Origin of the sequence: Paractinoplanes maris (genome assembly GCF_023544465.1) — a bacterium.
Taxonomy (GTDB): Bacteria; Actinomycetota; Actinomycetes; order Mycobacteriales; family Micromonosporaceae; genus Actinoplanes; species Actinoplanes maris.
Genome location: NZ_JALPVL010000025.1, coordinates 1 through 11,256 on the forward strand (window position 1 = coordinate 1; position 11,256 = coordinate 11,256).

Genomic DNA, 11,256 nt, shown 5'->3' on the forward strand with positions numbered 1-11,256 from the left:
CGACCCAAAAGCAGCAGGGCAGCCCTGAGCCTCTACGCCGTCCTCCGGCACCTGCAATACCAACTCGCCACCTGGCTCGGCTTCTGCCCACACTGCCACCAGCCCGTCCCCACCTAACAAAGTCCTATTAGTGCTCAGCTCCAGAAGAACTCGGCCATCGCGTCGGTGGTGCGGACGTCCCGGCTGGTGCGGCCGGCCAGCCGGGGCGCCCGGTGCTCGCCCGGAACCGTGTGCCCGCCGCCGCGGACGGTGAAGAGGCGGACCGGCGGGTGACCGTCCTGGCGGTGATCGGTGCGGCTGACCTCCTCGCTGATGTCCACTGTGGCCGGCTCGGCCGTGATGCCGTTGCGCCGCGCGAAATAGGCGGCGGTCTGCGGCGCGGAGAGCATGTCGCCGCCCACCTTGAAGGCGAACCGGGCCCAGGCCGCCATCGGGCCACCCGCGTAGGGCACGATCCGATCGGCGGTGCCGTGCAGGATCAAGACCGGTTTCGGTACGACCGGAAGTCCGGGCACCAGGAAGTTCGAGGGTGCGGGCTGCTGGGCCGCGATGACGGTGGCCCCCGCGATCAGGTCGGGACGCTCGTGCAGCAGCCGGATGACCAGGCCCCCGCCGTTGGAGTAGCCGGCCGCGTAGACGTCCCGCCCGTCCGCGTGCTGTTTGACGATCGCCTCGGCGAACGCCACGTCGTCGACGCCGGCCAGCCGGGCCGGGAAGCGGCCGGCCGCACGGGCGTCGTTCCAGTTCCCCCGATAGCCCTCGAGATAGGCGACGGCCGTGCCGGGGATCGTGTCGAACGCGTTGCCGGTGAAGGCGCGGAACTTGGCCGCGTCCTGCGTCGAGCCGTGGAAGACGAGCAGCAGCCGATCGTGCCCACCGTCCGGCTCGACCAGGGTGTAGGTGCGGGTCCGCCCCGCCACGTCGATCTCCATGCCGACCCCTTCCGGATAACGTATCCACTTCACCGTAGCAGTTTATGGATGACCTATCCGGTTACGCTGGTCACTGTGACCCGCAGAGACGCCGCCCGCAATTGGCAGCACATCGTCGACACCGGCCGCGCGTTCCTGGCCGAGGACCGTCCGCTGCGCCTCAACGAGGTCGCCCGCGAGGCGTCGATCGGCGTGGCCACGGTCTACCGCCACTTCCCCACCCCCGAGGCGCTGCTCGAAACCCTGGCCCACCCCGGCCTGGAGACCCTGATCGCCCGAGCCGAGGCCGCACTCGGCGACGACGACGCGTGGGCCGCGTTCGCCGGTTACCTCACTGCCGGCATCGACGCCCAGCTGGCCGACCCCGCGCTTCAGCCGGTCTTCGCCGCCGCCACCCACGAACTCCTCGAGACCGCCGACCTGGTCGAGCGTCTCGGCACCCTGACCGGCACCCTGCTCGACCGGGTCCGCGCGGCCGGCCGCATCCGCCCCGGCACCGACCAGGCCGACGTGGTCCGCCTGATGTGCGGCGTCGTCTTCGCCGCCACGGTGCACGCCACCCCGGCCGACCGCCCAGCCCTGACCCGCCGCTACCTCGACGTCGTGCTCGACGGCCTCCGCGCGCCCTGACGCTCATCGCCAGGTCCGCCGCCTTCTCGACCCACCCCACAGCACCGCTCCCCCAGGCCCATTCCCGCAGCCCCACTCCCGCAGCACCACCCCACAGCCCCGCCCCCACAGCCCCGCCCCCACAGCCCCACTCCCGCAAGCGCCACCCCACAGCCCCACCCCCGCAGCACTGCCCGCAGCGCCACTCCCGCAGTCCCCACCCCGCAGCACTGCCCGCAATGCCGCCCCCGCGATGCCGCTGCCCGCAGCCCCGCCGCCCCAGCGCGCCGCCCCGCAGTGTCGCGACCGTCACTTCCTAAATGCGTTAGGCATATGCATAATGGGTTTAGGAGGTGTGACGATGACGCGGATGGGACTAACGACCGAGCGAGTGACTCGGGCCGGTGCCGAGCTGGCCGATGAGCTGGGGTTCGACCAGGTGACGCCGTCGGTCGTGGCGCGGCACTTCGGGGTCCAGGTGGCCAGCCTGTATTCGCACGTCCGCAACGCCCAGGACCTGCGTGTGCGGGTCGCCCTGCTCGCGCTGGAGGAGATGGCCGACCGGGCCGCCGCCGCGCTCGCCGGGCGAGCCGGCCGCGATGCGCTGGTCGCGCTGGGCACCACCTATCGCGACTACGCCCGCGAGCACCCCGGCCGCTACACCGCCGCGCAGCTGCGGCTCGACCACGCGACGGCCCTGGCCAGTGCCGGGCCCCGGCACGCGGCCATGACCCGCGCGATCCTGCGCGGCTATCAGCTGACTGAGCCCGATCAGACGCACGCCGTCCGGCTGATCGGCAGCGTCTTCCACGGTTACATCACCCAGGAGCTCGGCGGCAGCTACGACCACAGCCAACCCGGCCCGCAGGAGTCGTGGGAGCGCATCCTCGACGCGCTCGACGTCCTGCTGCGCCACTGGCCTCACGAAGGACAACCATGATCACCACACCCATCACCACCGACCTGATCCGCGGCGCCGTCGAGCTCGAGCCCACCACCCACGGCCTCCTACCGCACCGGCTGCCCGCCTGGGCCCGCGCCCAGACCCCCGATCCGCAACTGCACACGGTCGAGGCGCAGCCCTCCGGCGTACGGGTCGTCTTCCGCACCCGGGCCTCGGTGGTCGAGATCGTCACCGTGCCCACCAAGCTCGTCTACCGCGGCGCCCCGCCCCGGCCGCAGGGCGTCTACGACTTGTACGCCGACGGCGTCCTGGCCGGGCAGCGGACCGTGGCCGGCGGCACCACCGTGACCATCGACCTCGCCACCGGCGCGTTCGAGGCGGAGCCGGGCGAGCCCGGCCGCGCCCGCTTCGACGGGCTCTCCGGCGAGCTCAAGACCGTCGAGATCTGGTTGCCGCACAACGAGAAGACCGAGCTGGTCGAGCTCCGCACCGACGAGCCGATCGAGCCCGCCCCGCCCGCGGACCGCCCGCGGTGGCTGCACCACGGCAGCTCGATCAGCCACGGCTCGGACGCCGCCAGTCCCAGCACCACCTGGCCCGCCGTCGCGGCCGGACGCCGGGGGTTCGAGCTGACCAACCTCGGTCTGGGCGGCAGCGCCCTGCTCGACCCGTTCACCGCCCGCACCCTGCGCGACCTCCCGGCCGACCTGATCAGCGTCAAGATCGGCATCAACCTGGTCAACGCCGACCTGATGCGGGTGCGCGCCTTCGGCCCGGCCGTGCACGGCTTCCTGGACACGCTGCGCGAGGGGCATCCGGAGACGCCGTTGCTCGTCGTCTCGCCGATCTTCTGCCCGATCCACGAGGACACGCCCGGGCCCGGCGCCTTCGACCTGGAGGCGCTGCGGGAGGGCCGGGTCAGCTTCGTCGCCACCGGCGACCCGGCTGAGCGCGCGGCCGGCAAGCTCACGCTGACCGTCATCCGCGAGGAGCTCGCGCGCATCGTCGCCGACCGGGCGAAGACCGACCCCCACCTGTCCTACCTCGACGGGCGCGAGCTCTACGGGGAGGCGGACTTCGCGACTATGCCGCTGCCCGACCAGTTGCACCCCGACGCCGCCACCCACCGGTTGATGGGCGAGCGCTTCGCCGACCGGGCGTTCGCGCAGCTGCGCTGACGCGTAGCGGTGCAGCCGGGCGTTAGCTCAGCTCGGCCGCACCGCGTAGCGGTGCAGCATCACGCCTTCGTCGAATGAAGCGTGCTCGAGGAGGTCGAGCTCGATCGGCTCGGCCGGGTCGTCGAACAGCGGGCGGCCCGCGCCGAGAATCACCGGATGGGTGAAAAGGAGAAGTTCGTCGAGCAGTCCCGCGCGGAGCAGGGCGGTGGCGACCGTGGCCCCGCCGACCCCGATGTCGCCCTCGCCCCGCGCTCGCAGCTCGGCCAGCCGGTCGATCGCGTCGTCGTCGTTCCCGACGACCCGGGTGTTGTGCCCGGCCTCGGTGCGGGTGCGCGAGACCAGGATCTTGGGCATGGCCGTCCAGATCCGGCCGTACTCGCGCAGGAAATCGGGTAGCGACTCGTCGTCGCTCGCGGCCGGCCAGAAGCCTTCCATGGTCTCGTAGATGGTGCGTCCCTGGACCATCGCGGTCAGGGCGCTCGCCCGCGTGTTGAACTCGCGGTGCAGCTGGTCGGAGATCCGCATCCAGGACCCGCCGCCCTGCTCACCCTCGGCGTGCTCGATCCGCAGATCGGCCGACACGTTCATCCAGTACACGAACCGGCCCGGCACGCGTCCTCCTCAGCGTTCGCGATCTGTCCGCGGTCAGATCCGTTTATGGTGTTCTCGAGCGGGTACCCCGCCTTGCTAGTTGCGCCGCTCACTCCCGCTACTGTCGTCCCGGGAGCAGCGGCAGCCTCCGGACTCCCGCGGTCTGCCCGTTCACCCTCCCACACCGGTTCGCGCACGCGACGGTGTGCTTCGACGCCGTACCCGAACGGCGAGATCCGAGGAGTCGCCCGATGAGCGCCTTCATACCTTGCACCCTGCCCGGCCCCGACTCGACGACCGAGGTGTCATGACCACGACCGCCAACCGGCCGACCACGACGGGCAGCGACTTCGCCGCACTCAACCGGCGCATCACCGACGCCGGCCTCCTCGAACGACGCCCCGCCTACTACGCCGTGCGGATGACCGTCGTGGCCGCGCTGCTGGTGGCCACCTGGACGGCTTTCTTCCTGGTCGGCTCGTCCTGGTGGACGCTGGCCGTCGCCGCCGGGCTGGGCATCGTGTTCTCCCAGGTGGCGTTGCTGGCGCACGACCTGGCCCACCGGCAGGTGTTCCGCACCAAGAAGCCGAGCGAGCGCTTCGGCCGGGTGGTGGCGAACATCGCGGTCGGCATGAGTTACGGCTGGTGGAACGAGAAGCACACCCGCCACCACAACAACCCCAACCACGACGACCTCGACCCGGACGTGCAGCCCGAGGTGCTGATCTGGGCCACCGAGTCGGCGTGGGGCCGGCGCGGGCTGAAGGGCTTCATCACCCGTCACCAGGCCGGTCTGTTCTTTCCGCTGTTGACCCTGCTCAGCATCGATCTGCGCATCTCCAGCGTCAAGGCGCTGTGGCGGCCCGGCATGAAGCGCCGCGGGCTGGAGGCCGGCCTGATGGGGCTGCACCTGATCGCGTACGTGGCCGCTCTGTTCCTGGTGTTGTCGCCGCTGCAGGCGCTGGCGTTCTTCGCCGTGCACCACGCGGTCTGGGGCGTTTATCTCGGCATGACCTTCGCGCCCAACCACAAGGGGATGCCGCACCCCTCGGGCGATGAGGACTACCTGCGCAAGCAGGTGCTGACCTCGCGCAACGTCACCGGCGGCTGGCTCACCGACGCCGCGCTGGGCGGTCTCAACTACCAGATCGAGCACCACCTGTTCCCGGGGATGCCGACGCCCAACCTGCGCAAGGCGCAGCCCATCGTCGAGGAGTACTGCCGGCAGGCCGGGGTCTCGTACGAGTCGACCAGCCTCATCGAGTCGTACCGTCAAGCCCTGCGGTACCTGCATGAGGTCGGCGCCCCGCTGCGCTGATCGCCCGGCGGGCGGCGGCCGGGACCCGGTGGTGCGGGCCCCGGCCGCCGGTACGTCAGCCGGGTCAGGCCGGCAGCGTCACCACCTGCGGAGCCGATCGCTGGGTGGTGGTGCCGTCCCCGAGTTGTGCGTTGTCGTTGTTGCCCCAGCACCACAGGCTGCCATCCGTACGGGAAGCGCAGTTGTGATAGCCGGCGGCGGAGTCGGCGGTCCAGGTGGTGGCAGTGCCGATCCGGGTCGGGGTGTAGCGGTGCGTGGTGCTGCCGTCGGCCAGCTGACCGTAGGCGTTGTTGCCCCAGCACCACAGGCTGCCGTCGGTGCGGGTGGCGCAGGCGGTGTCGAAGCTGGCGTTGACACCGGTCCAGCTGGTGACCGAGCCGACCTGGATCGGCGCGGCCTGGTAGTTGCCGGTGACGCCCAGTTGCCCGTAGCCGTTCTCGCCCCAGCACCACAGCGTGCCGTCGGTGCGGGTCGCACACGTGAAGAGGTAGCCGGCCGTGACCTCGCCCCAGGTCGTCGCGGTGCCGACCTGGGTCGGGACGGTCTTGTAGCCGAGGGCGCCGGTGCCCAGCTGCCCGGTCGAGCTGTCACCCCAGCACCACAGGCTGCCGTCGGTGCGCGAGGCGCAGGTGTGCGCGAAGCCGGCCGAGACACTGGCCCAGGTGGTGCCCGTGCCGACCTGCAGCGGCGTGGTCGCGGTGTAGACGGCGGCCCCGTCGCCCAGCTGCCCGAAGCGGTTGAAGCCCCAGCACCACAGGGTTCCTTCGGTACGCACGGCGCAGGTGTGACTGTCGCCGGCGCTCACACTGGCCCAGGTGGTCGCGGTGCCGACCTGCACCGGGGCGGTCCGCCGGGCGGTGCTGCCGTCACCGAGCTGCCCGCGGGTGTTGCTGCCCCAGCACCACAGCGTTCCCTCGGTCCGGATCCCGCAGTTGTAGCTGGTGCCGCCGTCGATCGAGGCCCAGGTCCCGGTCACCCGGACGGGGGAGGTCCGGCTCGTCGTGGTGCCGTCACCCAGCTGACCGCTGTAGTTGCCACCCCAGCACCACAGGCTTCCTCCGGTACGGATGGCACAGGTATGCGCGTAACCGGTGGCCAGCTGGGCCGGGGCCGGAGGGGCGGCGGACGCGGGCAAGGCCATGGCCGCCAGTGCGGCGATCACCATGCCGATCACCATGACTACGGCTCGGATGTGTTTCACGAGATGACTCCTCCTAGGACAGACCTCAATGCCTGAGAACATCGCCTTGCTCACCGCGACCGCCGTCCACCTGGGCTTCCAGGCGACCGTGACGGTGCTCGTCTATCCGGCGCTGGCGCGGGTCCCGGCGGCGCAGTGGATGTCCGCCCACCGCGCCCATTCCCGCGCGATCACGCCGGTGGTGGCCGTCGTCTACGGGTCCCTGCTGATCACCGGCGGGTGGGCGCTCTGGTCCGGGGCGAGCGCGTGGACGTGGATAACGGTGTTCTCGACGGCCGCGGCGATGCTGGTCACCGCGCTCGTGGCCGCCCCGTTGCACGGGCGGCTCGGCCGTGGCCACAACCCGGGTCTGGTGCGCCAGCTGCTCCGGGCCGACCGCCTGCGTACGGTCGCGGCGGCCGTCGCCCTGATCGCCGCGCTCATGCGGTAGCGCACGGGACGCCGTTGAGGCTGAACGATCCGGGCCGGGGGTTGCTCCCGGGATGCGCGCCGTTGAAGCCGAAGCTGATCGTCGCGCCCGGGGCCAGTGCGGTGCTCCAGGCCTCGCCGGTGGCGGTGACCACCGAGCCGCTCTGGGTGACCCGGGCCGACCACGCCTGGGTGACCGTCTGCCCGCCGGTGAACGTCCAGCTCAGCGACCACGGCGTGATCGCCGCCGGCCCGGTGTTGGTCAGCGCCACCGTACCGGTGAAGCCGGAACTCCAGTCGCTGGTCGTGTACCGCACCCGGCACGAGCCGGTGTCGACCGGCGCCTCGGTGTAGGTCAGCCCGAAGCCGTACGGGAAAAGGGGTGCCTGGCCGTCGCCGTCGTTGATCGGCTGCTGGGCGGCCGACTGCATCCAGGTCACCGGTAGCTTGCCGGTCGGCGCGTGGTCGCCGAACAACACGTCGGCCACGCCGGCCCCCTCGCTGCCGGGCAGCCAGGCGGCGAGCAGGGCGTTCCAGCCGCCGAGCTCCGCGGCGATGTCGAGCGGCCGGCCCGAGACCAGCACCACGATCACCGGCACGCCGGTCGCCCGCAGCCGGGACAGCGTGGCCAGATCCGTCGCGTCCAGCCCGAGCGAGCCGGGCCGGTCGCCCTGCCCTTCGGCGTACGGGGTCTCGCCCACCACCGCGATCGCGGCCCGATAGGTGTTGTCGATGCCGGTGCCGTCACGGTTGTAGGTCACCGTGGCGTCGCTGCCCACGGCGGCCCGGATGCCACTGAGGATCGACGTGCCCGCGACGGTGTTGCCGCTCGAGCCCTGCCAGCTCAGCGTCCACCCGCCGCTCTGGTTGCCGATGTCGTCGGCACTCTTCCCGGCCACAAAGATCTTGCCGCCGGACTTGGCGAGCGGCAGGATCCCCTTCTTGAGCAGCACCTGCGACTGACGGACGGCCTGCCGGGCCAGCGCCCGATGCCCGGCGCTGCCGATGGTCGCGGCGAGCGAGCGGTCCGCGTACGGCTTCTCGAAGAGTCCCAGCTCGAACTTCTTGGTCAGGATGCGCCGGTTGGCGTCGTCGATCCGGGACATCGGGATCTGCCCGGCCTGCACGGCGGCCCGCAGGTAGCCGACGAAGGTCTTCCAGTCCACCGGCACCATGACCATGTCGAGCCCGGCGTTGACCGCGGTGGCCACCTCGGCCTGGGTGAAGCCGCGCTGCCCGTCGAGCTGGTCGATGCCGGCCCAGTCCGAGACCACGAAGCCGGTGAAGCCCAGCTCGCCCTTGAGGACATCGGTGATCAGGTATCGGTGGCCGTGCAGCTTGGCCGCGTTGAAGCTGCTGAACGACACCATCACCGAGCCGACGCCGCGCTCGACGGCAGCCCGGAACGGCGGCAGGTGCACGGCCCGCAGCTCGGCCTCGCTGATCTCGGTGTTGCCCTGATCCACCCCGCCGGTGGTGCCGCCGTCGCCGACGTAGTGCTTCGCGGTGGCCAGCACGCCGTTGTCCTGCAGGCCGTCGATGACGGTGGTCATGGCCGTCGCCAGCTCCGGCTTCTCCCCGTACGACTCGTAGGTGCGCCCCCAGCGGTCGTTGCGGGCCACGCAGACGCAGGGGGCGAACGTCCAGTCCTGGCCGGCCCCGGTGACCTCCTCGGCGGTGGCCTGGCCGATCCGCTCGACCATGGCCGGGTCCCGGGTGGCGCCGAGGCCGATGTTGTGCGGGAAGATCGTCGAGCCGGGCACGTTGTTGTTGCCGTGGACGGCGTCGATGCCGTACAGGATCGGGATCTGCAACGGGGTGGCCAGGGCGCCGCGCTGATAGCTGTCGTACATGTCGGCCCAGCCGGCCGGGGTGTTGTTGGACGGTGCCGAGCCGCCGCCCGACAGCACCGAGCCCAGCCGGAAATCGGTGATGTCGGCGGCGGTGGTGATCCCCCGCTCGGACTGCGTCATCTGGCCGACCTTGTCGTCCAGGCTCATCCGGGCCAGCAGGTCGGTGACGCGGGTGGCGACCGGAAGCGACGGGTCCTGATAGGGCAGGACGGCGGCTCCGGCGGCCCCGGTTGCTCCCGCTGCGCCGGACACGGCAGTCAGGGCTCCGGCGAGCGCGGTCGCGGCCAGGCACCGCGTCGTTGTGGACATGCGCATAGCGGGACCCCCACGGCCGATAAGACATCGACCGTCATCGTGACATGGGAGCGCTCCCATTACAACGGCGTGTCCACCTTGTGAACGGCGCCGTTAGGCTCTCCGTGATGCTGCGTATCCCGGGGAGGTTCCGCCGCCGGCTGCGCCGCGAACTGCTGCAGGGCGGCCCGCCGACCGCCGACTTCCTGCGCCCGGTCGGCCCCGAGGTTCCCTCGGACGCCTCCGTGGTGCAGGTGGTCGACCTCTGCATGGGCGTCGGCGAGGTGCTGCTGTCGAGCGGCGAGCCGGCCGGCGAGACCGCCGCGACGATGACCCGACTCGCCGCGGCCTGCGGTCTGCCCACCGTGGACGTCGACATCACCTTCAACTCGATCTCCCTGTGCTGCCACCGCGGGACCACGTCGGCACCGGTCAACTCGATGCGGATCGTCAACTACCGCACCACCGACCTGACCCGCCTGGCCGCCGTGTCCGGCCTGGTTGACCAGGTGTCGCAGGGCCGGATGACGGTGGAAGCCGCCACCGAAGCCTTGACCACGGCGACGGCCGCCCGCCACCCGTACCCGCGATGGGTCGCCACCGCCGGCTGGGGCGGCCTGGCCGCCGCGGTCGCGGTGCTGCTCGGCGGTTCGGTGCTGATCGCGCTGACCGCGCTGGTGGTCACCGCCCTCATCGACCGCCTGGGCCGGCTGCTCGTCCGGTGGGGCCTGGCCTCGTTCTTCCTGCAACTCACGGGCGGCCTGGTGGCCACCCTGGCCACGGTGGCCGTGTTCGCCACGGGCGTGCTGCCGCCGGGCACGCAGCCGTCGCTGGTGATCGCCGCCTGCATCACCGCGCTGCTGTCCGGCTTGTCGGTGATGAGCGCCGTCCGCGACGCCATCTCCGGTTTCTACGTCACCGCGGCCGGCCGGGCGGCCGAGATCGCGCTGCTGTCGGCGGGCCTGCTGGCCGGCGTCATCCTGGGACTCCAGTTGGGCCTGCAGTTCGGCATCACCCTCGACCCCGCTCAGCCGGTCGGCGCCGACGTGGCCCAGTTCGGCCTCTCCACCTTCGCCGCCGCCACCGCCGCCGCGATGTTCGCCCTGGCCGCCTACGCACCCTTGCGGTCCCTGCCCGCAGCAGCCGTGACCGGCGCCGCCGGCTGGGCTGTCTACGGCGGCCTGACACTTTTCACGCAAGCGGGCACCGTCACCGCCACCGGCGTAGCCGCCGTCGTAGTGGGCCTGGCCACCGGCCTCACCCGCCGCCGGGCCCGGGTCCACGCCCAGGTCATCGTCCTGTCCGGCATCATTCCGCTGCTGCCCGGCCTGACTGCCTACCGGGGCTTCTATCAACTGGCCACCCAACAGGTGGTGGACGGCCTGGTGACCGTGACGCTGGCGCTGGCCATCGGGCTGGCGCTGGCCGCCGGGGTAGCCCTGGGCGACTTCATAGCCCGCCCCCACCCCGCCACCCACCCCCGCGACTGACGTCCCACCCCCGAGCCCTCAACGCCTACCCAGGCTGCACGCCGGGGGCTCGAGCCCGGGCATCCTCGCGGAAACAGCCATCCACAGACACTGCTCCGCAAACGCCCCTGCGTAGGCACCGCTGCACGACCCGCAGGTATCCGCCCGTAGGCACCGCTCTCTGGACACCGCCGCGTTGGCACCCCTCCCTGGGCACCGCCGCGCAGGCACCCCACCCTGGGCACCGCCGCACAGGCACCCCACCCTGGGCACCGCCGCGCAGGCACCTTCCTAGGCACCGCCGCGCAGGCACCTTCCTAGGCACCGCCCCATAGGCACAGCTGCGTGGGCGCCGTTCACAGGCACCGCTGCGGGGACTGTAAGAAAAACGGTGTAACTCCTGATCAAGGAGACACCTGATGACCGTGACGACAGACGCCGTGAATACTTCGGCGGTGGCCAAGAAGAAGACTCCGGCGACCAAGCCGGAGGGTGTGGA

General features: G+C 71.5%; 10 protein-coding genes. 6 read left to right on the forward strand and 4 right to left on the reverse strand.

Features of this window, described 5'->3' with window-relative positions:
- Positions 1 to 134: 134 nt before the first annotated feature.
- Positions 135 to 965: a CE1 family esterase gene (locus NAG42_RS43750; RefSeq protein WP_250038476.1), complete on the reverse strand. Its 831-nt coding sequence runs from the start codon at positions 963 to 965 to the stop codon at positions 135 to 137.
- A 42-nt stretch (positions 966 to 1,007) separates the two neighbouring features.
- Here NAG42_RS43750 and NAG42_RS43755 point away from each other — a divergent pair, with 42 nt between their 5' ends.
- From NAG42_RS43755 to NAG42_RS43765, 3 genes are all read left to right on the forward strand, one after another.
- Positions 1,008 to 1,562 (forward strand): TetR/AcrR family transcriptional regulator, encoded by a 555-nt coding sequence (locus tag NAG42_RS43755; protein WP_250038478.1) that lies wholly within the window; start codon positions 1,008 to 1,010, stop codon positions 1,560 to 1,562.
- A gap of 349 nt (positions 1,563 to 1,911) precedes the next feature.
- Positions 1,912 to 2,481 (forward strand): TetR/AcrR family transcriptional regulator, encoded by a 570-nt coding sequence (locus NAG42_RS43760; protein WP_250038479.1) that lies wholly within the window; start codon positions 1,912 to 1,914, stop codon positions 2,479 to 2,481.
- Positions 2,478 to 3,623: a GDSL-type esterase/lipase family protein gene (locus tag NAG42_RS43765; RefSeq protein ID WP_250038481.1), complete on the forward strand. Its 1,146-nt coding sequence runs from the start codon at positions 2,478 to 2,480 to the stop codon at positions 3,621 to 3,623. The genes NAG42_RS43760 and NAG42_RS43765 overlap by 4 nt, the downstream gene beginning before the upstream one ends.
- 27 nt (positions 3,624 to 3,650) lie before the next feature.
- On the opposite strand, the gene NAG42_RS43770 is transcribed toward NAG42_RS43765, so the two are convergent.
- Positions 3,651 to 4,235, reverse strand: coding sequence for a dihydrofolate reductase family protein (locus NAG42_RS43770; protein WP_250038482.1), 585 nt, complete (start codon positions 4,233 to 4,235; stop codon positions 3,651 to 3,653).
- Positions 4,236 to 4,521: 286 nt separating this feature from the next.
- On the opposite strand from NAG42_RS43770, the gene NAG42_RS43775 reads away from it, so the two are divergent.
- Complete coding sequence (locus tag NAG42_RS43775) at positions 4,522 to 5,532, forward strand: fatty acid desaturase family protein (RefSeq protein WP_250038484.1); 1,011 nt, start codon at positions 4,522 to 4,524, stop codon at positions 5,530 to 5,532.
- A gap of 64 nt (positions 5,533 to 5,596) precedes the next feature.
- On the opposite strand, the gene NAG42_RS43780 is transcribed toward NAG42_RS43775, so the two are convergent.
- Positions 5,597 to 6,733 (reverse strand): RCC1 domain-containing protein, encoded by a 1,137-nt coding sequence (locus tag NAG42_RS43780; protein WP_498370601.1) that lies wholly within the window; start codon positions 6,731 to 6,733, stop codon positions 5,597 to 5,599.
- Positions 6,734 to 6,761: 28 nt separating this feature from the next.
- On the opposite strand from NAG42_RS43780, the gene NAG42_RS43785 reads away from it, so the two are divergent.
- Positions 6,762 to 7,163, forward strand: a complete 402-nt coding sequence (locus tag NAG42_RS43785) for a hypothetical protein (protein WP_250038485.1) — start codon at positions 6,762 to 6,764, stop codon at positions 7,161 to 7,163.
- On the opposite strand, the gene NAG42_RS43790 is transcribed toward NAG42_RS43785, so the two are convergent.
- The gene (locus tag NAG42_RS43790) at positions 7,153 to 9,303 is read right to left on the reverse strand and encodes a glycoside hydrolase family 3 N-terminal domain-containing protein (RefSeq protein ID WP_250038486.1); all 2,151 of its coding nucleotides are present in this window, start codon (positions 9,301 to 9,303) and stop codon (positions 7,153 to 7,155) included. The two genes, NAG42_RS43785 and NAG42_RS43790, sit on opposite strands and share 11 nt — an antisense overlap.
- Positions 9,304 to 9,416: 113 nt before the next feature.
- Between NAG42_RS43790 and NAG42_RS43795 the strand changes: the two genes are divergently transcribed.
- Positions 9,417 to 10,778 (forward strand): threonine/serine exporter family protein, encoded by a 1,362-nt coding sequence (locus NAG42_RS43795; protein WP_250038489.1) that lies wholly within the window; start codon positions 9,417 to 9,419, stop codon positions 10,776 to 10,778.
- Positions 10,779 to 11,256: the final 478 nt, after the last annotated feature.

Excerpts from the sequence above, each read along its gene's own strand:
- NAG42_RS43760 (WP_250038479.1), top strand. The coding sequence starts at position 1,912 with ATGGGACTAACGACCGAGCGAGTGACTCGGGCCGGTGCCGAGCTGGCC.
- NAG42_RS43765 (WP_250038481.1), top strand. The coding sequence starts at position 2,478 with ATGATCACCACACCCATCACCACCGACCTGATCCGCGGCGCCGTCGAG.
- NAG42_RS43775 (WP_250038484.1), top strand. The coding sequence starts at position 4,522 with ATGACCACGACCGCCAACCGGCCGACCACGACGGGCAGCGACTTCGCC.
- NAG42_RS43785 (WP_250038485.1), top strand. The coding sequence starts at position 6,762 with ATGCCTGAGAACATCGCCTTGCTCACCGCGACCGCCGTCCACCTGGGC.
- NAG42_RS43790 (WP_250038486.1), bottom strand. The coding sequence starts at position 9,303 with ATGTCCACAACGACGCGGTGCCTGGCCGCGACCGCGCTCGCCGGAGCC.
- NAG42_RS43795 (WP_250038489.1), top strand. The coding sequence starts at position 9,417 with ATGCTGCGTATCCCGGGGAGGTTCCGCCGCCGGCTGCGCCGCGAACTG.